The following is a 20,069-nucleotide window of genomic DNA, read 5'->3' on the forward strand; positions in this document are numbered from 1 at the left end:
GGGGAAATGAAAAATGGCGGAAATTAAAGTACCTGAACTAGCGGAATCAATCTCGGAAGGAACAATTGCTCAGTGGCTAAAACAGCCGGGCGATTATGTTGAGCAGGGGGAATACCTGTTAGAACTTGAAACAGATAAAGTCAATGTCGAATTGACAGCTGAAGAATCTGGTGTTCTAAAAGAAGTACTGAAAGATTCTGGTGACACTGTCCAAGTTGGAGAAGTCATCGGAACGATTGCAGCAGGTGAAGCTGGCGGAAGCGAGTCCGCAGCTCCAGCACCTGAGCAAGATTCTGCACCAGCTTCGAAAGAAGAACCAGCAGCTGAACAAAAAGAAGAGGCAGCAAAAGAAGAGCCGAAATCTGGTAATGGCAGAACGATCGCTTCTCCAGCAGCTAGAAAACTAGCAAGAGAGAAGGGGTTAGACTTATCTGAGATTCCAACCGCAGATCCGCTGGGCAGGGTACGAAAGCAGGATGTAGCTTCTTACCAAAAGAATGAAGCTCCTGCAAGTGCACCGAAAGCCGCGCCAAAAGCAAATGCTGCGGTGCAAAATGATCAAGCAGGGAAACCAGTTGAGCGTGAAAAAATGTCACGCCGCAGACAAACCATTGCAAAACGTTTAGTTGAAGTTCAACAAACGGCAGCGATGCTGACAACATTTAATGAAGTCGATATGACAGCTGTCATGGATCTAAGAAAGCGTCGCAAAGATGCCTTCCTTGAACAAAACGATGTGAAACTGGGCTTCATGTCCTTCTTCACAAAAGCAGTGGTAGCAGCACTTAAAAAATATCCACTTCTCAACGCAGAAATTCAAGGTGATGAGCTTGTCATTAAAAAATTCTATGACATCGGTATTGCTGTAGCCGCCAATGAAGGGCTTGTGGTACCAGTTGTCCGTGATGCAGATAGACTATCATTTGCAGGAATTGAAAAAGAAATCGGTCATCTTGCGAAAAAAGCAAGAGATAACAAATTATCGCTCAATGAATTACAAGGTGGATCATTCACGATCACAAACGGAGGAACATTTGGTTCTCTGCTTTCAACACCAATTTTAAACAGTCCTCAAGTTGGAATTTTAGGTATGCATAAAATTCAGCTTCGTCCTGTTGCAATTGATGAAGAACGCTTTGAAAACCGTCCAATGATGTATTTAGCTCTTTCATACGACCACCGTATTGTCGATGGTAAAGAAGCTGTTGGGTTCCTTGTCACGATTAAAAATCTACTTGAAGATCCTGAACAGCTATTGCTTGAAGGATAATCGAAAGAAAAAGCTAGTACCGATGAGGGTACTAGCTTTTTTGGTCTTTATTTTCTGAGTAGCCTCTTTTTGACCAAAATGTTGCCAGCCAAGAGCCAGATAAATTATGCCATACGCTAAAAATGGCACTGGGAACGGCGGCAAGTGGAGAAAAATGTGCGGTTGCAAGGGCTGCGCCAAGTCCAGAATTTTGCATCCCTACTTCTATTGAAATTGCTCGTTGAGAAGGAATGTCCATTTTACACCATTTTGCAATGAGGTAACCCAATAATAGACCAAGAGCATTATGTAAAACAACAACGGCAAAAATAAGCAGTCCAGATTGCAGAATCTGTTCTTTATTTGCGCTGACAACAGCTGCAATGATGGCGACAATGCCAGTAACAGATACAAGTGGAAGTGCTTGTACAGCATACGTCACTTGTTTTTTAAAAAACAATTTGACGATGACACCTAAAATAATCGGAATTAAGACAACTTGGACAATCGACAAAAACAAAGCACCCGGTGATACAGATAACCAAGATTTTGCAAAAATATAAATAAAAACAGGGGTCAAAATGGGAGCAAGTAGTGTCGAGATCGTTGTCACGGCAAGGGATAAGGCCGTATTTCCTTTCGCCAAAAAGGTCATTACATTGGATGCAGTCCCGCCTGGACAGCAGCCGACGAGAATGACACCAACAGCGATTTCAGAAGGCAAATGTAACCCATAGGCCAATAAAAATGCTATGAGTGGCATCAGTGTATACTGCGCTAAAACCCCGATCAATACATAAAGAGGCTTTCTAAAAAGCTCTTTAAAATCTTCAGAAGACAGCGTCAGCCCCATGCCAAACATAATAATGCCCAGTAAAAAAGGGATATAAGGTCCAATCAAAGAAAATGCCGCAGGAAAAGTAAAACCTAGACAAGCAAAGACAATGACCCATATAGCGAATGTTCTTCCTGCAAAGTGACTAATGTGTAAAAGGGTGTTCATACTATCGTTCAACTCTCTTTCTTTTCATATCTTTTCTATTTTAAATGAATTTTCTGAAAAAACAACCTATGATTTTGCAAGGGGTGTTCATAATATTATTATGTAAACTAATAAAAACCCACATAGTAAATGAACTATGTGGAGTATGCGATCAAAAAGGTGTCCATTTTACTTGTTGAGCCTGTTTTAGTCTTGCTTCTGGCTCACGCCAGTCAACGACATTCCACCACCGGTCTACATATTGCGCCTTTTCATTTCGATATTGGAGGTAATAGGCATGCTCCCACACATCAAGAGCAAGAAGGGGGATGACGTCCCATTGTGAGAGGAACTGATGGCGTTCTGCTTGTAAAATGTCTAAACGCTGAGATCGAGGGGACCATACAAGAATCGCCCATCCGACACCTTCTACTTGTTTGGCAGCAGCTGAAAAATGTGACTTGAACGCCTCATAGCTGCCAAATGATTGATCAATGAGACGAAGCATTTGACCAGTAGGTTTTCTTTTCCCTGAAGGACTCATGGAAAACCAAAAGATACAATGTAAATAATGTCCTGCCCCATGAAAGGCAAGCTCACGTTCCCAATGCTTGATCATCGTAAAGTCGTTGGTTCTTCTTGCTTTTTTTAGCGCAAGTTCAGCTTGATTTAGACCATCAACATAAGTTTGATGATGCTTTTGATGGTGCAAGTACATAATTTCTTTTGAAATATAAGGTTCGAGTGCGTCATACCGATAAGGCAGTGGTGGTAACTGATGATTTCCAGCTGCTACATCGCGCACTTCTTCGTGTGGATGCTGCATGTCTTCTGCAATCCTTTCGGCTAGTTCGTACCATTCTTGTTCACTGGAATCATCATCCTCCATTTTGAGTCGTAAATGTTCCACTTTTCGATGGATATTATCATCTTGCCACACATGTTGAATCGTGCTAAGCCACTCTTTGAGCTGTGAGCGATATTCTTCTTTATTCATGTATACGCCTCATTTCCTCTAAAAATGTAGAACAAGCCATCATCGGAAACACAAATGGGTAGCTATGATAGGTGATGTAAAATTGTTTTGGCAGTCCAATGCCGACCGGATAGTACATGGCTTCTTCAGTATGGTGATGGTTCACTAAAAAGGAGACAGCTTTCAAAATGGCTGCGTTATTTGCTTTCTCATATTGGAGGAGCGCCTCTGTCGCCCATGCGGTTTGAACCACTGTGCCAAAGGAAAGCGGGACATAGGTTTTCAGTTCTGCACTTTTACACGATTCTCCGAAACTGCCATCTTCAAGCTGAATCTGCTTTAGGAAACGGCACGCTTTTTGCACAGCAGGGTGTGAGGAGGGAATGCCGGCCGCTTTCAGTCCTGTTAACGCTGCCCAAGTTCCATAAATATAACAAACACCCCATCTGCCAAACCATGATCCGTTTTTCTCCTGGTGGTCAATGAGCCATTTTACACATCGATCTTTTTGCCTGAGAATCGTGGGTGAAGCAGTCTCTTTTTCTTCTAAACCAATCAAATGGAGCACACGACCAGTAATATCAGGAGTTGACGGATCAATCGCCGCATCCTCCGCAGATTCAAGCGGAAGGTGACGAAGTAGAAAGTGATCTTGATTTTTTTCAAAAGCAGAAAAGCCGCCATCACGGTTTTGCATGGAGAGAAGCCAGTCATATCCTCGTTTCCACTGAAGTGGAGCGTATTCTTTTGGGATCGCTTTTAACACAATTTGCGTGTCATCACAATCAGGATTATTCGTATTGATATGTGAGAAACCAAAGCCCCCGGGAGTAGCAAGACGGTTATGAACTGCCCAATCCGCTTTCTTCATTTGCTGGCGGTCCAGCAAATAGGTGAAGGAATTCATGATCATGGGATCTTCTCGTTTTCTTCCTGCTCTTTGAGAAGCGTAACTGACAAGCGCTGTATCCCACACAGTCGAGGTGGAATTCTCAGCATATATCTTGCCTTGACAGGAGGTGACGAGCTTTTTCATACCCCTGACTGCTTTTTGGATGAGATGATGTCCAGGGGAGTACCCAAGGCTCATGAGGGCATAGACCATAAAGATGGTTGCACTTAAGTAACTGTACAGCGTCCCATCTTTTTCAAGACGGTCAAACATGTATCGCTTTGCCGCTTCATATCCGAAAAAGTCGAGCCGGCTGTCGAGGGCTGTATATGACCGCATATACATGAGGAAGTCATCAGTCGAACGTTCTTCTCTTGCCATAAACCAGTCAAATGGATTTTTAGACATGTTTTCATCAAGATGGGCTAATGATGGAAACGCAGCATGAGAGGTATACCGTTTGTTCAGTGCGATCATCATGGGTACAAAATGAATCCTTGCATAGGCACTAAGGTGGTAGAAGTGTAGCGGAAAAGACGTAGGGATGAGTAAAAAGGAAAGAGGTGCATAGAAGTAGGGCCAAGGGTGCATGCCATTTACGGCAAGCATCCACTTTGTCATAAAATGAACGTTCTTTAGGCCACCTTTTGAGCGAATATATTGTGCTGCTTTTTCCATATGGGGCTCGTCTTTTTGAAATCTGCCAGATGCGAGCATTCCGCAATAACCTTGTACTGTAGCTGTGAGATGTCCTGACTGGTCATGATACAAAGAAAAGGAACCATCTTCATTTTGTTTGGCATGTATTGCTTCGGCCAATTGATGGATCAATTGCTGATCGGGGTCACCAACGGCTTTTAACAGCATAATGAAAAAAGCATTTGTCATCATAGGTCCTTCAAAGCAGAAAATAAATGCGCCATCTTCTCTTTGTCTGCGTTCTACCTGCATGTGCAGTTCATCGATATATTCGTTGACTCTCGTTTTAAAATCTTGCATTCGGCCATGCTCCTTTCCTTTATCACTATATTCAGGAGTCGGCCTGTCACATGACAGCTCAAAAAAAGCCGATGACATCGTCACCGGCTTTCTTAAATGATTAATCTTGCAGATTAATCCACACGCTTTTGACTTCTGTATAGTTGTTTAGGGCATATGATCCCATTTCTCTGCCAAGGCCTGACTGTTTATATCCGCCAAACGGGGAGGCGGCATCAAAGACATTATAGCAGTTGACCCAAATGGTCCCTGCTTCTAGGCGTGCAGCGATATCGTGAGCATGCTTTAAGTTTTCTGTCCAAAGTCCTGCCGCTAACCCATAGTCAGATTGATTGGCCCGTTCGACCACTTCATCAATGGAATCGTAAGGAATTGCAGATAGAACTGGACCGAAGATCTCTTCTTTTGCGATTGTCATTTCATCTTCTACATCTCTAAAGACAGTAGGGGAGACGAAATAGCCTGCTTCATAAGGGCAGTCACCACCGACTACGGCTGTTGCACCTTCTGACTTCCCTTTTTCGATATAACCTAACACACGTTCATGCTGCTCTTTACTCACTAGAGGCCCAATCTGGGTATCATGATGAAGACCAGCTCCTTGTTTTAATGATGTCGCATATTTAGCCATTTGATCGACGACTTCATCATATTGGCTCCGGTGCACAAAGACCCTTGATCCTGCACAGCACACTTGACCTTGGTTAAACATCACGCCGTTTAATGCACCTGGAATGGCTTTCTTTAAATCGGCATCTGGTAAAATAATATTCGGCGATTTTCCGCCAAGCTCTAAAGTAACACGCTTGATGGATTTGGCTGCTTTCTCCATGATCAATTTCCCAACACTTGTTGATCCAGTGAAAGCCAGCTTATTGACATCAGGGTGATCGGTTAATGCTTCACCGGCTGTTTCACCAAATCCAGGAACGATGTTAATCACGCCTTCTGGGAATCCGGCTTTATCCACTAATTCAGCTAAATATAAAGCAGATAGCGGTGTTTGTTCAGCTGGCTTTAAAACGATGGTGCAGCCTGTTGCCAGTGCAGCACCCATTTTCCACATGGCCATGAGGAGCGGGAAGTTCCAAGGAATGATTTGTCCCACAACGCCAACAGGCTCATGGCGAGTATAATTAAAATATCCCTGGCTGACAGGAAGGGTTTGTCCAGTCATTTTCGTGGTCCACCCTGCATAATAGCGCATGTGCTCAATGGCAAGAGGGATATCCGCATTGGTTGTTTCATTAATTGGTTTTCCATTGTCAAGTGTTTCCAGCTGGGCCAGTTCTTCTTGGTGTTCTTCCATTAAATCTGCCAGCTTAAACATCAAGCGGGCACGTTCGGCTGCAGACATAGAACGCCAAGGTCCATGGAACGCCTTTTTAGCAGCTTTTACTGCCTCATCAATGTCGGCTGCACCTGCTTCATATACATCAATAAGGGTTTCTCCTGTGGCAGGGTTAGGTGTAGAGAATGTTTTGTTATCATGACTTGTGACAAACTGACCGTTAATGTAGAGTTTTTTCGTCCCTTGGAGAAAAGATTCGAGTTTTGAACTGATTTGAAGTGTTGTAGAGCTCATAAATAAACAAACCTCCTTAAAGATATGGGTTGTTCTGCGAGTTCTAGGTGGAAAAAGTGGACATGAAGCATTTTGTATACGCACACATATGTAAACGTATACATTTATCATATTACACGACATCTTTGAAAGCAATCGATAACACTCATTGCATTTCACGAAAAATTGGCTACAATAAATGTATAGATGAAAAAAGGAGTTTTTAAATCATGATCCATCAAAACTGGCAAACGGCTGAAACGATAAAACAAGTAAAATGTGTACATACAAATGCGAAAAAATATATGGTTGACCGGGCATTAACGGTTGGGCACACATATGATGTGAAAAATGAAACTGAGGAATTTCTCTTTGTCGTTGATAATACGGGTAAAGTAGGCGGGTACTACAAAGAGTATTTCGAAGACAATTCTGCTGAATGATTTTGATGGTCATCACTCATACTAAGAAAAACAGTAAAGGGTGATGATGATGAAAAAGCAGCAGCAAGAAGAGCAGAAACATCAAAATGCTTGGCATGACAATGAAGATGCTGATATGGCGATTACACTTGAGCAAATTTCTGATGTGTATGCCGAAGGAACGATTGATACCCCGAAAGATGAATAGTCATTTAAAACAGTGGTTTTACATAATCACTGTTCAGATTGTTGACAAAGGGCTAAAATGAACTTTATTTTAGCCCTTTGTCTTCTTTTCAGCGTGATAGAAAACCTTTGCAGTCTAGGAAGGACAGCTACTTTTGCGGAGCGAATTTGCCATTCGTGAGCACCAGAGCGCAGGACTGACAAAGAATGCGAGGGTTTGTCTACACGCTGAACAGTGATTTTACATAATCACTGTTTTTTTATGGTCTCATAACGAATGATTTCTTGAAAAAAAATGAAACTTTTTTCCTGCTTTAACAGTCTAAATAAGTAGAGGAAAGAGCATCGGATCAAAAAGAAAAAGTTAAATGAAATTTAATCTATTCGTAATGGAATAACGACGATTTATAGCGTATTCTATAAGTGAGAATAAAACGTACCCACAGAGCCGTGTGGCCGTTTTGTCATAAAGGAATTTGATGCAGGAAGAGGGGGTTTACGTGGGTATTTTTTCTGTCAGTAAACAAAATGATCATAAAAAATTCGAATCCTTATTAATTGAAGGAGAAAGAATTGAGGCTGTTTACAGACTGCGTCACGACCAAATTTGTTTCACTAATAAACGACTGATCTTTGGCGATAACCGCGTATTTTCTAAAAAGAAAGTCAGGGTCTCCTTGCCGTATCGATCAATTGAAAGTTTTGCCATTCAAGAAGCTGGCGTGTTTGATCAGGACACTGGTATGCTGCTTGTTACAAGCTCAAAAGTATTTGAACTCGATTTTTCTAAAGATACAGATTTGAGTGACGTGCAGGCCATTTTAACAAAACATCTTTGCTGATCAACGATGCGATTACATAGATCACATGCACTTTTCTCATTCTTTGTTCTTATTTTTATCTATCGCATATCCCTTAAGCTTTTCCCATTACAGTGGGAAAGGCTTTTTTCTATTCGTGTGTTTGAATCACATCAAAAAAGGATAAAGATGAAACAGATACAGAAAGGAGAATGAACAATGAAAGTATTGGTTGCTGGAGCAAACGGACATACAGGGAGACTTGTCATTCGATATTTAAAAGAAAAAGGACATGAGCCACTTGCTCTCATTCGAGATGAAAAACAAGCAGATGCGCTAAAAGAACTTGGTGCAGCGCCTGTCATCGGTGATCTTGAAAAGGATGTGACAGATGCTGTGAAGCAAGCAGAAGCTGTCATCTTTGCAGCTGGTTCAGGCTCAAAAACAGGTGCAGATAAAACCATCGCTGTTGATCAAGAGGGGGCAAAACGCCTCGTTGATACAGCCAAAAAAGAAAATATTCAGCATTTTGTGATGCTGAGTTCTTATAATGCCGACGATCCTCATCAAGGAAAAGGACAAGGCAGTATGGAAATTTATTATGAAGCGAAAAGAAAAGCCGATGAACATTTAAAACAGTCTGGTCTTTCTTACACCATTGTGCGGCCAGGAGCACTGCTGCATGAGGAAAAGACAGGGAAAATAGAAGCGGCGGCTCATGTTCCAGACGATCGTGACATTGAGATTTCAAGAGAAGATGTAGCCACTGTCTTAGTGGAAAGCTTAACGGAATCCAATGTGAAAAATAAAGCCTTTGACTTAATCAAAGGTGATACACCAGTAGAAGAAGCACTTCGCAATCTTTAAATGAAGAAAGCTGCTGCCAAAGGCGGCGGCTTTTTTGATGTTTTCATTTCGCATGGAGCGGGAAGGTAAAGAGAAAGGAGTGATTGACCGTGAGCTTAACGAAAGAGCAAAAAACTGATTTATATGAAAGACTTATTCAATTAAAAGAAGATGTGAAAGGATCAAAAAAGAAAGAAGAATCCATGCTGGTCGAATCGAATGAGATTTCAAATGGTGTTGGAAACCATATCGCAGATCACGGAAGCATCTATTTAGATCGCATGACCGAACAGACGCTGGATCAAGTCGACGATCAGCTCGAAGGTGAAATTGATGCGGCGTTTAAGCGGATGGAAGACGGAACATATGGAATTTGTGAAAAAACAGGAAAAGACATTCCATATGAACGTTTGAAAGCAGTACCCTATACTCGTTATTCAATTGATGCAAAGAAAAATGAAGAAACCAATCAAGATCCAAATGAATTTGACCGTTCGTTCTCTGAGCAAATGCGTGATTTAACAAATAGAGAAACAATGGATCAATTACATTCAGATACGTATGAAAGGCTAGAAGAAGAGCAAGATGTTGATGTAGATGAGGAAAAATAACATGATGAGAGGAATTTATGTTTTCTCAACATAATGTTTTTCCCCGTCTACATGGACAAATATCTTGTATACATGAGTATTTTTTTAGAAAAAACATATCTTGAAATTTAATAAACTTTCGTGTAGTATAGTTTAAAGGCTGCGATGCGCGTAATGTTAATTAAGTTTTAACCTTTAAGCTGTAATAGGGAGTTTTATATTGAAGCCGGAATGTCACGCCTCCTTCGAGAGGAAGACAGGAACGTTTCTGCAAACACCCACTTTGAGGAGTGGTGGTTTAAAACTTTCTTACTTAGATTACGGCATCCGCAGCTTTTCCTAGGATGATTCAAGCCATTTTCCATTTTTGGAAAATGGCTTTTTATTTTGGACAAAATACGATTTTGAACAGACCGAATGTGCATGTACAAATGTATGTTAAAATAGACAAAACAAACGACGGAGAGGGAATTGGATGTTACAACAAGCAGAAGCACTTCTTAAACAATATTATGGCTTTGATGCTTTTAGACAAGGACAAAAACAAGCCATTGAATCGATTGTGAATAAACGGAAGGATACGGTCTGCATTATGCCGACAGGCGGAGGGAAATCGGTTTGCTACCAGATTCCTGCTCTTATGATGGAAGGAACGACAATCGTTGTATCTCCGCTTATTTCTTTAATGAAAGATCAGGTTGATGCGTTAAATGAGATGGGAATACGATCGTCCTTTTTAAATAGTACACTTTCAGCAGGTGAAATGAATACAAGGCTGAAAAAATGTGAACAGGGGGAGTATGATTTGCTTTATATCACCCCTGAACGCTTACAAAATGAACGTTTTTTTCAGCTGCTTGATCGATTGACGATTTCTTTAATGGCTATTGATGAAGCGCACTGTATATCTGAGTGGGGACATGATTTTAGACCGAGCTATCGCTTTATACAAGAATGTGTAAACAAGCTTTCAAAAAGGCCTGTTATTGTAGCATTAACAGCCACTGCTACAAAGAAGGTCCAACAGGATATATGTGAGCAACTTGGCATGGACGAAGAAGAAACAATCTTTACTGGTTTTGCTAGAGAAAATTTGTCTTTTCAAGTGGTGAAAGGGCAAAACAGCGACCAATTCATCACACAATATATGAAGAAAAACAGTCTTGAGTCAGGCATTATTTATACAGCCACACGAAAAGAAGCAGATCAAATTTATCATCGTCTAAAAAAGCAAAAAATCAAAGCGGGTGTTTATCACGGAGGATTAGATGATGAAGTCAGAGAAGAACAGCAAAATCTTTTTTTAAATGATGATATTCAAGTAATGGTAGCTACATCTGCATTTGGTATGGGGATTAATAAGTCTAATGTACGTTTTGTCATTCATCATCAAATTCCAAGAGATATTGAAAGTTACTACCAAGAAGCAGGACGTGCCGGGAGAGACGGGCTTGAAAGTGAATGCATTTTGCTGTTTTCACCGCAAGGCGTACGCGTGCAGCGCTTTCTCATTGAACAATCAACAGAAGATGAATTGCGGTATCAGCATGAATTGCTCAAGCTGAGACAAATGGTAGACTACTGTCATACGGAACAGTGCCTTCAGCAATTTGTGATGGATTACTTTGACCAATCATCAAGTGCCCCTTGTCAAAAATGTAGCAACTGTCTAGACGAGAGAGAGCGTGAAGACGTCACGAGAGAAGCACAAATGGTTTTGTCGTGTACCGTTAGAATGAACGAACGATTTGGAAAAATGATGATAGCTCAAGTATTAGCCGGCTCTAAAAACAAAAAAGTGCTTGATTTTGGTTTCGACCGGCTCCCTACTTATGCTTTAATGAAACAGCATTCAGCCCAACATATCAGTGATTTCATTGAATTTTTAATTACAGAAGAGTATTTACACATGTCTGAAGGAGCTTTTCCAACACTAAAAGTGACACAAAAAGGAAAGAAAGTGCTAGTGGGGCAGGAGACCGTCTATAAAAAGCAGGCGATAAAGGCAGAGGCTATTCAAGAAAATGATGCATTATTTGAGCAGTTAAGAATGGTCAGAATGAAGTTGGCAAGAGAGCAGGGCGTTCCGCCATTTGTTGTCTTTTCTGATCAAACATTGAAAGAAATGTCAGCAGTAGAGCCTAAAACAGAAGAAGAACTTTTAAATATTAAGGGTGTCGGTGCACAAAAAAGAGAGAAATATGGAGATGTTTTTTTAGAAGAAATTCGTTTATTTATAGAAAAAGAGAAAAAATAAAGAGTTTGAAGAAGGAAAATAAATTTTTTTCGTTTCACTTGGACGCGTTTTCATCATGATGATTTCCATCCCTACAAAACCTTGATATGGTGCGGAATTGAGCCATTTAGTGGGCTGATTTACCAATGGAGAGAGATGTTTCATGTAAAGGAACTGTAATCTAAAACATATCGTTTTGTTATTGAAATGACATTTACATATGTTACGATAGCACTCGTTAGCCGCCATAAAAAGCTAACAAGGGAGGATTTACTTTATGAAGAAGACTATTATGTCCTTGGTTGCTGTTGCAGCAATCTCAACAACAGCATTAGGAGCACAGCAAGCTTCTGCAAAGGAAATCACTGTACAGAAAGGTGATACACTTTGGGGAATCTCTCAAAAAAATGATGTGTCTCTAAAGGACCTAAAGGGTTGGAACAATTTATCTACAGACATGATCTATGTAGGAGATAAATTGACAATCTCTTCAAAAGAGAAAACTCAGGAGCAGTACAAAGTCCAGAAGGGGGACAGCCTCTGGAAAATCGCTCAAAAATTCAATGTGTCAATTAGCGATATTAAGTCTTGGAATAACTTAAACTCAGATATAATTATGATTGGTTCAACATTAAGTGTTGCTGGTCAAAGCTCAGCTCCGGTAAGCTCAGAACCTGTTCAAAAACAGGCACCTGTCCAAAAAGAGCAAACAACGAAAAAAGCTGCTCCTAAAAAGGAAACAGCTAAAGCAGAATCATCTTCTGCTAGTCAAAGTGTTCAAAAAGAAATGACTGTAACGGCTACGGCTTATACAGCAAATGATGGTGGCATCTCAGGTATCACTGCAACAGGGGTAAACTTAAACAAAAACCCAAATGCAAAAGTAATCGCAGTAGATCCTAATGTCATTCCATTAGGAAGTAAGGTTTATGTTGAAGGCTACGGTGAAGCCATCGCAGCAGATACTGGCGGCGCAATTAAAGGTAACAAAATTGATGTACACGTACCAAGCAAATCCCAAGCTAAAAATTGGGGCGTAAAATCAGTCAAAGTGAAAGTACTTAACTAGTAGTCTATTGTTTTTGGAAGAAAGCATCAGGTGGCGGCCTGATGCTTTTATTATACCTTTTTTTGGCCGGAAATACACATATTTTTCTGAAAAATTCGCATTTTCGACAAAAACCAGCGTATAAGCCCATCTCAACGCTGGTTTTTGTGTCGTTAGCTGTCCACCCAATAAATTTCTCCGCTTTGCTCTTTCCAATTAATTTGGACATCAAAATGGTGTTTTTCATAAAAATGAATCAGGCGGTCCACATGGTTCCAATCTCTTTTGACGAGATCCCCAGTAATGACTGGAATGTTTTGCTCTCTTGCGATTTCTTTTAAATGCTTCATACAGATGGATCCATAGCCATTATCAGGCGGGCCTTTAATATCGGCAATGTGAATCTTTCCTTCTTCAGGATATTCCGCGATCAAGGAAAAATCAGATTGTCCGCGAAAAGCTTTTTCACAATCGCTTAACATGATTTTGCACGTATCTGCATTCTCAATTGCAGAGACGATCATCCATTCATCTTCCTTCGCTTGATCAATGCCAATAATCTTTGCTTTTTTTGAAATATCTTTTATATTTTCTTGCATTCGATACATTTGGAACTGCAACTGCTGTAATTCTTGCTCTAATGTCTTCACATCTTTTGTTGTTTCCTGTAAGATTGACAAGTCTATTGCTCCTTTCATAGAAGAGTTGATAAAAACCACACAAATTCCCATTCTAAAGGAAGTGAGTGGATCTTTCAAGCCGCTAGAAGGCAGGCAATCGGCAAGTTTGTCTAAAATTCGACGAAGACAGCGAATTCATTGACTTTAGAGAGAAAGTTAAATAACATACTCTTAGTCGGAACTAATAAAGAGAGGTTTTCAAACATGAACGAACAGAATCAAAAACCGAAAAATTTCACCGGCATTGTTGTCTTTTTAACAATTGCCATAAACGGCTTAATTGCTTTATTATTTTTCATGCCAAAAACAGATAAATTTAGTCATCTGGATATTACATTTCTGCCGTTACTGAATGCCGTGATGAACAGTTTTACGTTTATCTTTTTACTTTCAGCGCTCATTATGATTAAACAAAAGAACATTAAAGCCCATAGACGATTTATCTTTGCGGCTTTTTCAACAACACTTGTCTTTTTAATTTCGTATGTGACGTATCATTCAATGGCAGCTGATACACACTTCGGGGGAGAAGGAATCATTCGTCCGATTTACTTCTTTATTCTCATCACACATATCGTCTTATCTGCCGTCATTGTACCGCTTGCACTGATCACTCTCTTTAGAGGCGCACAAATGCAAGTCGAACGTCATCGTAAAATTGCCAGATGGACCATGCCTCTTTGGCTCTATGTCAGTCTAACAGGTGTCATCGTATATATTATGATTTCTCCATACTACAGCTAACGTATGTCCATCTGGACATACGTTCTTTTATTTACAAGATGAAGTGCTTTGGATAAAATGGGAATTGGGTATCCGACTTGCACGGTATCTTCCCACCTATAGAATCACATCATGTCTGGCCGTTTGCTCGTTTGGAGAACACAATTGAACGAAACGGGGGTTATATGATGACTGAACAATTGCAGTACAAACCGGGGCTTGAAGACATTGTGGCAAGCGAAACGTCAATTTCGTTCCTAGATGTCCAGCAAGAAGAAATTGTGATTCGCGGTTATGACCTCATCGAGCTGGCACAAAACAAGACGTACTTAGAAACAGCCTATTTGCTCATTTATGGAAGATTACCAGATGCAATGGAATATCACCAATTTCAGCAAGATATTTCCTCACAAACAAGCTTACATCCAACCATTCAAACCATTTTGACAAAACTGCCAAAAACCACTCACCCAATGGATGCCATGAGAACGTGTTTATCTGCTCTTGCAGGGTACGATGAACAACTGAATGATCGATCAGAAGCATGCCAACAAGCGCGTGCTGTTCGATTACTTGGCCAGCTACCAGCGATTGTTGCGGGAAGCTATCATATTCTCACACAAGACACCACACCTACTCCAGACCAGACCAAATCCTACACTGAAAACTTTCTAGCGATGTTAACAGGCCGCACTCCGGCACAAGACGAAATCAAAGCATTTGACCAAACACTCACGCTTTATAGTGAGCATGAGCTGCCGAATTCAACATTTGCAGCAAGAGTCATTGCATCTACTCATTCTGACATGTATGGTGCTTTTACTGGAGCGATTTCTTCATTAAAAGGTGACTTACACGGAGGCGCAAACGAAGCAGTCATGCACATGCTGCTCGAAGGCAAAACAACAGAAGGTTTCCTTTCGCTCATCGAACGTAAATTAGCCGCAAAAGAAAAAATGATGGGCTTTGGACACCGGGTATACATGAGAAAAATGGACCCAAGAGCGGCACTTTTAAAACGATCGTTGAAAACGCTTACCGAATCAAAAGGAGACACGACGCTTTATGACATGTGCGTCGCAGGCGAGGCATACATGAAAGAAAAGAAAAACCTCTATCCAAACCTTGATTATTACGCAGCACCTATTTATTACGTGCTCGGTATTCCTATTTCACTTTATACACCGATTTTTTTTGCTGCGAGAGCAAGCGGATTAGCAGCGCATGTCATCGAGCAGCATTCACACAATCGGATTTTTAGACCGAGAGTAAGGTATTTAGGACCAAGAGGATTAAAAGTCTCAAATGATGATGGAAAAACGGGGGAATGAATATGAATAAAACAGCAGTAGCCAATCAAACAGATCAACTATTAGAAGATATCGCAGCTTATGCCGTGGATGGAGAAATTACGAGCAAAGAGGCCATTGAAACAGCTCGGTATGTACTCATGGATACACTCGGCTGCGGAATGCTGGCGCTCAACTTTCCAGAATGCACGAAGCATCTTGGACCCATCGTACCTGGAACTGTTGTCCCTAACGGAGCAAGAGTGCCCGGCACTTCATTTGTATTAGATCCTGTTCAAGCGGCTTTTGATATTGGCTGTATGATTCGCTGGTTAGATTATAATGACACGTGGCTTGCACAGGAGTGGGGGCATCCCTCAGATAACCTGGGCGGGATATTGGCTGTAAGCGATTATATCAGCAGAACGAGGCTTGCAAACGGAGAAGAACCGCTTTCGATGAATGACGTACTGCATGCGATTGTAAAGGCACATGAAATACAAGGTGTGCTTGCTTTAGAAAATTGTTTGAATCGAAATGGCTTGGATCATGTTCTTTTTGTCAAGGTGGCATCAAGTGCAGTCGTTTGTGCAATGCTTGGCGGAACGAAAGAAGATGTGCAGCATGTATTATCACAAGCATTTGTGGACAATTCACCGCTTAGAACGTACCGCCACGCCCCAAACACAGGATCGAGGAAATCATGGGCAGCAGGGGATGCAACAAGCCGTGCAGTGAGACTAGCGATGATGACATTGAAAGGAGAAATGGGCTATCAAACGCCCCTCAGTGCAGAAAAGTGGGGGTTTGAAGATGTGTTAATGAAAGGAAAACCACTCACACTTGCCCAGCCGCTTGGGTCATATGTGATCGAAAATGTACTCTTTAAAATTGCTTATCCAGCAGAATTTCATGCGCAAACTGCCGCTGAGGCCGCTGTCATTCTACATGACGCGGTAAAAGACCGTTTAGATGAGATTGACAGGATAGAGATTACGACACATGAATCAGCCATTCGAATTATTGATAAAAAAGGACCGCTTTACAACCCGGCAGACCGTGACCATTGCTTGCAGTATATTACAGCCATTGGGTTAATCTATGGTGAGCTGACCGCTGATCATTATGAAGAAGAAACGGCGCAGAATCCGCTCATTGACCGTTTGCGTGATCAAATGATCGTGAAAGAAGATAAAAGGTATACAGAAGACTATTTAGATCCGAAAAAGAGATCAATTGCAAACTGTGTTCAAATCTTCTTTAAAGACGGAACGATGACAGATCGAATCGAAATTGAATATCCGCTTGGTCATCGCAGAAGAAGGCAGGAAGGGATCCCGCTGCTTGAAAAGAAATGGGTATATCATTTGAAAACGAGATTTCCACAAAAACAAGTCGATCAAATTGTTTCACTTTGTCAAAATCCCAATCAATTAAAAACAACGACAGTACCAGCATTTATGGACTTATTTGTCATATAAGGGGGAGCTAGTGTGTGGATCGTGAATGATGAAGTAAGTCAAGCTGACTTAGCCGCAGCTTTTAAAGAGCAAATGCACAAATCCGCTTTATTTCAAATTCCAGGCGTTCACGATGGAATGTCTGCGCTCTATGCGAGGAAAATGGGATTTCAAGGGCTTTATTTATCGGGTGCCGCTTTTTGCGCAAGCAAAGGGCTTCCTGACCTTGGTATGATTCATTCCACTGAAATGGCGGAAAAGGCAAAGGAAATCATTCGAGCTTCTCAGCTGCCTCTTTTGGTTGATATGGATACTGGCTATGGCGGTGTATTAAATGCAGCCAGAGCAGCAAAAGAGATGGTTGAGAGCAAGGTAGCGGCTGTTCAAATTGAAGATCAGCAAATGCCGAAGAAATGCGGACATTTAAACGGAAAATTACTTGTTTCTGTAGAAGAAATGATGGCGAAAATCAAAGCGATCAAACAAGCGGCACCTACACTTCTTGTCATCGCAAGAACGGATGCGAAGTCAGTAAACGGGGTGGAGGATGTGATTCACCGGGCTAATCTCTATCTAGAAGCAGGAGCAGATGCCATTTTCCCCGAGGCGCTGATTACAGCAGAAGATTTCACGTATGCTTCAAACAATATAAAAGGGCCGCTTCTTGCAAACATGACGGAGTTTGGAAAAACACCTTATTATCATGCAGACGAATTTTCTATGTTTGGCTTTCAAATGGTGATTTATCCAGTGTCATCCTTGAGAGTTGCTGCAAAAGCGTATGAGCGTTTATTTACAGAGATTAAGGAAAAAGGGACGCAGCAGGGAATGCTGGAGGACATGCAAACGAGAAAAGAACTATATGAAACGATTCATTATGATGAATATGAAGAAATGGATCAGCATTTAGCCAAAACGATCCTGCCGGAAATCGGGAAAGAGCATTCATAAAATGAAAAGCACTTCCGTTTAGGAAGTGCTTTTTTTTTACGATGATGGTGTGGATGATGAAGCCAATTTCATCTTTTCTTCAACTGTTTTCGTTTTTTCTTTTACTTTTTCAGCATAAGTGAAATCACCGTAGCAATACGGATAGCGGAAGTTATCTTTGTCGCCCCCGCATGTATAGACTTCAGGGTTTCGCTTCACTTGCTTTTTGGAGTATTGCTTTGCCAATTTTTCGGAATGTTTTCCCCCGTTTTTTGCAACAAAATCAATATAGCCGATTCCCATGTTATAGCTTTGAATAATGGTTTCCAAATCAACGCCTTTTTTCTTCCCATGCTTGTACATGGTTGAAAAATGATGGACTCCTTGTTTAATGCTTTTCTGAGGGTCATTGATTTCATTTCGTTTCAAACCAAGAGATTCAGAGGACTGCATTGGATCTCCGCCTCTGCCTTTTGATTCTTGATACATCATACCGAGAATTAACGCGGTATATTGATCTAAATCTTGATCTCTTAACTCTGTTTCTACAAGCGGTTTGTAATCATCCAATCTCGACAAAACAATTGATTCCGTATCAATCGGCAGCTTTTTTAACTCCTTTTGATTAAAGGAAATGACAATGGCCGCTAATACGCAAACAAACAGAAAAATCGTGAAACAGCCTGAAATGGCAAAACATCCTGTTTTTTTCTTTTTCAAGGTCAGTTCACCCCTGTTTTGCCCCGCTTTTAAAAGGGAAGTACAGCCTTTATATTATGCCATATCCTGCACAGGATACCAAGTGAAAACCTTATATTCAATCATAGCCAAACGTAAATTCTGTTCTTGTTTTCAGTCTATAGCAGAAATAAACAAAACCGATCATGAGCCACACCATGCCGATGATTAATGCATTTGTACTGATGCTTGTTAAGAGCCAAATACAAAAAGCCGTTCCGCAAAGAGGGATGATGGCATACCTCAGTGTGTTTAATACACCTCTTTGTTTTTGTTTGATGAAATAGTAAGCGAAAACAGACAAGTTAACAAACGTAAATCCAATTAATGCCCCGAAGCTGATAAACGAGTAAATGACCTCAAGCTCACCAACAACTGCGGTTAACGAGAAAACACCAATTAATAAAATATTAAATACAGGCGTTTTCAATGTTGGGTGAATATAACCGAAGAAACGCTTTGGTAATGATTGATCTCTTCCCATCGCATACAAGAGTCTTGCGGCACTCGCATGTGATGATAGGGAGGAAGAGATGACAGCGACCATGGTGCCGGCTAAAAAGAATGAGTGGAGAAACGCGCCGCCCACAAATTCCGCAATTTCAAGTGATGCCGCATCTGGATGCTTGAACTGTTGAAAATTTGGAAACACCTGCTGTAAAAAATAAGAGGTGAGGGTAAACAGCACACCTCCAATGGCGACCGTTAAAAATATGGCGAGAGGAATCGTTCTTTTTGGCTTAATTGTTTCCTCAGACATAGTCGAAATCGCATCAAATCCTAGAAAAGAAAAACATAAAATCGTCGCGCCGGAAAAAATAAGGGCGGGATCTAAGCTTGCTGAATAAAACGGGCGGGTTGACAGTATCTCTCCCGTGCCTGCATGCTGCGTGAGCCCATAAATAATAAACCCAACAAATGTAACAGCGACAATCACCTGAAAGGTCACAAATAGCGCTGTAATGTTGGCTGTAAGACGTATACCGATTACATTGACAGTCGTTATGGCGATAGCAAGTATGATGATCCAAATGTAATGAGGTACATCAGGAAAGGCTGCGGTTAAATATGCACTTCCGATTGCAAAATTCACCATAGGCAAAAATAAATAGTCCAGCAATAGTGTCCAGCCTACAAGGAAGCCGACGTGAGGATGAATACTTTTTTGCGCGTATGTATATGCAGATCCTGCTTTTGGAAAAGCCTTCACCATATTCCCATAGCTAAGCGCTGTCAATAGTAATGCCAGTAAAGTAAAGATATAAGCTGCAGCAACGTGTCCTTTCGTCAGCTGAGCAACAATGCCGTATGAATCAAATACGACAAGTGGGTCCATATAAGCAAGCCCGATCACAACAAGCGGAAAAACAGTCAGGCTGCGTTTTAGTCTTGGCTCTTCAGTCAATTTGCCTATCAGCTCCTCTAAAAAAATGTATAAATAATGCTCATTTTAAAAAGA

19 protein-coding genes and 1 other RNA gene are annotated in these 20,069 nt (G+C 41.1%); 13 read left to right on the forward strand and 7 right to left on the reverse strand.

What is annotated here, in order from left to right; translation table 11 throughout:
* The first annotated feature begins 13 nt into the window (after positions 1 to 13).
* Positions 14 to 1,270 carry a 2-oxoglutarate dehydrogenase complex dihydrolipoyllysine-residue succinyltransferase gene (odhB, locus tag N521_RS13810; RefSeq protein WP_007500721.1) on the forward strand — a complete coding sequence of 419 codons (1,257 nt, stop codon included), beginning with the start codon at positions 14 to 16 and terminating at the stop codon, positions 1,268 to 1,270.
* Between the two features lie 31 nt (positions 1,271 to 1,301).
* On the opposite strand, the gene N521_RS13815 is transcribed toward odhB, so the two are convergent.
* The 4 genes from N521_RS13815 to N521_RS13830 form a co-directional block, all read right to left on the reverse strand.
* On the reverse strand, positions 1,302 to 2,252 hold the full coding sequence (locus N521_RS13815; RefSeq protein WP_035391745.1) for a bile acid:sodium symporter family protein: 951 nt from the start codon (positions 2,250 to 2,252) through the stop codon (positions 1,302 to 1,304).
* Between the two features lie 151 nt (positions 2,253 to 2,403).
* Positions 2,404 to 3,228, reverse strand: coding sequence for a superoxide dismutase (locus N521_RS13820; protein WP_035391748.1), 825 nt, complete (start codon positions 3,226 to 3,228; stop codon positions 2,404 to 2,406).
* Positions 3,221 to 5,098, reverse strand: coding sequence for a terpene cyclase/mutase family protein (locus N521_RS13825; RefSeq protein ID WP_035391751.1), 1,878 nt, complete (start codon positions 5,096 to 5,098; stop codon positions 3,221 to 3,223). Before N521_RS13825 ends, N521_RS13820 begins: the two co-directional genes overlap by 8 nt.
* A gap of 100 nt (positions 5,099 to 5,198) precedes the next feature.
* A complete protein-coding gene (locus N521_RS13830; RefSeq protein ID WP_017359492.1) occupies positions 5,199 to 6,683 on the reverse strand; it encodes an aldehyde dehydrogenase family protein in 1,485 nt (494 codons plus the stop codon).
* A 209-nt stretch (positions 6,684 to 6,892) separates the two neighbouring features.
* Here N521_RS13830 and N521_RS13835 point away from each other — a divergent pair, with 209 nt between their 5' ends.
* The 8 genes from N521_RS13835 (at position 6,893) to N521_RS13860 (ending at position 12,811) form a co-directional block, all read left to right on the forward strand.
* Complete coding sequence (locus N521_RS13835) at positions 6,893 to 7,105, forward strand: DUF6501 family protein (protein WP_008346502.1); 213 nt, start codon at positions 6,893 to 6,895, stop codon at positions 7,103 to 7,105.
* 49 nt (positions 7,106 to 7,154) lie between these two features.
* The gene (locus N521_RS19365; RefSeq protein WP_017359491.1) at positions 7,155 to 7,292 is read left to right on the forward strand and encodes a YozQ family protein; all 138 of its coding nucleotides are present in this window, start codon (positions 7,155 to 7,157) and stop codon (positions 7,290 to 7,292) included.
* Positions 7,293 to 7,770: 478 nt separating this feature from the next.
* The gene (locus N521_RS13840) at positions 7,771 to 8,112 is read left to right on the forward strand and encodes a PH domain-containing protein (protein WP_008346505.1); all 342 of its coding nucleotides are present in this window, start codon (positions 7,771 to 7,773) and stop codon (positions 8,110 to 8,112) included.
* A 177-nt stretch (positions 8,113 to 8,289) separates the two neighbouring features.
* Positions 8,290 to 8,937, forward strand: a complete 648-nt coding sequence (locus N521_RS13845; RefSeq protein WP_017359490.1) for an SDR family oxidoreductase — start codon at positions 8,290 to 8,292, stop codon at positions 8,935 to 8,937.
* A gap of 89 nt (positions 8,938 to 9,026) precedes the next feature.
* A complete protein-coding gene (locus N521_RS13850) occupies positions 9,027 to 9,527 on the forward strand; it encodes a TraR/DksA family transcriptional regulator (RefSeq protein WP_017359489.1) in 501 nt (166 codons plus the stop codon).
* A gap of 133 nt (positions 9,528 to 9,660) precedes the next feature.
* Positions 9,661 to 9,846, forward strand: a non-coding RNA gene (ssrS, locus tag N521_RS19370) — 6S RNA.
* 135 nt (positions 9,847 to 9,981) lie between these two features.
* Positions 9,982 to 11,763 carry a DNA helicase RecQ gene (recQ, locus tag N521_RS13855; protein ID WP_035391753.1) on the forward strand — a complete coding sequence of 594 codons (1,782 nt, stop codon included), beginning with the start codon at positions 9,982 to 9,984 and terminating at the stop codon, positions 11,761 to 11,763.
* A 256-nt stretch (positions 11,764 to 12,019) separates the two neighbouring features.
* Positions 12,020 to 12,811 (forward strand): LysM peptidoglycan-binding and 3D domain-containing protein, encoded by a 792-nt coding sequence (locus tag N521_RS13860; RefSeq protein WP_007500712.1) that lies wholly within the window; start codon positions 12,020 to 12,022, stop codon positions 12,809 to 12,811.
* A 152-nt stretch (positions 12,812 to 12,963) separates the two neighbouring features.
* Here N521_RS13860 and N521_RS13865 read toward each other — a convergent pair whose 3' ends face one another.
* Positions 12,964 to 13,470: a GNAT family protein gene (locus N521_RS13865; RefSeq protein ID WP_008346514.1), complete on the reverse strand. Its 507-nt coding sequence runs from the start codon at positions 13,468 to 13,470 to the stop codon at positions 12,964 to 12,966.
* Positions 13,471 to 13,674: 204 nt separating this feature from the next.
* Here N521_RS13865 and N521_RS13870 point away from each other — a divergent pair, with 204 nt between their 5' ends.
* The 4 genes from N521_RS13870 to prpB all read left to right on the forward strand — a co-directional run bounded on the left by N521_RS13870 (position 13,675) and on the right by prpB (position 17,893).
* Positions 13,675 to 14,214: a DUF420 domain-containing protein gene (locus N521_RS13870; protein ID WP_008346516.1), complete on the forward strand. Its 540-nt coding sequence runs from the start codon at positions 13,675 to 13,677 to the stop codon at positions 14,212 to 14,214.
* A 167-nt stretch (positions 14,215 to 14,381) separates the two neighbouring features.
* Positions 14,382 to 15,524 carry a citrate synthase gene (mmgD, locus tag N521_RS13875; RefSeq protein ID WP_035391756.1) on the forward strand — a complete coding sequence of 381 codons (1,143 nt, stop codon included), beginning with the start codon at positions 14,382 to 14,384 and terminating at the stop codon, positions 15,522 to 15,524.
* A gap of 2 nt (positions 15,525 to 15,526) precedes the next feature.
* Positions 15,527 to 16,963: a bifunctional 2-methylcitrate dehydratase/aconitate hydratase gene (locus N521_RS13880; RefSeq protein ID WP_025207494.1), complete on the forward strand. Its 1,437-nt coding sequence runs from the start codon at positions 15,527 to 15,529 to the stop codon at positions 16,961 to 16,963.
* 12 nt (positions 16,964 to 16,975) lie between these two features.
* On the forward strand, positions 16,976 to 17,893 hold the full coding sequence (gene prpB, locus N521_RS13885) for a methylisocitrate lyase (protein WP_035391757.1): 918 nt from the start codon (positions 16,976 to 16,978) through the stop codon (positions 17,891 to 17,893).
* A gap of 36 nt (positions 17,894 to 17,929) precedes the next feature.
* Here the strand turns inward: prpB and N521_RS13890 are convergent, their stop codons facing one another.
* Together N521_RS13890 and N521_RS13895 are read right to left on the reverse strand one after the other, a co-directional pair.
* Complete coding sequence (locus tag N521_RS13890) at positions 17,930 to 18,592, reverse strand: lysozyme family protein (protein ID WP_017359484.1); 663 nt, start codon at positions 18,590 to 18,592, stop codon at positions 17,930 to 17,932.
* Positions 18,593 to 18,689: 97 nt separating this feature from the next.
* Positions 18,690 to 20,015 (reverse strand): APC family permease, encoded by a 1,326-nt coding sequence (locus tag N521_RS13895; protein ID WP_017359483.1) that lies wholly within the window; start codon positions 20,013 to 20,015, stop codon positions 18,690 to 18,692.
* Between the last annotated feature and the right edge of the window lie 54 nt (positions 20,016 to 20,069).

The sequence above is a fragment of the Bacillus sp. UNC125MFCrub1.1 genome (assembly GCF_000701305.1).
In the GTDB taxonomy this organism is placed as follows: Bacteria; Bacillota; Bacilli; order Bacillales; family Bacillaceae; genus Bacillus; species Bacillus altitudinis.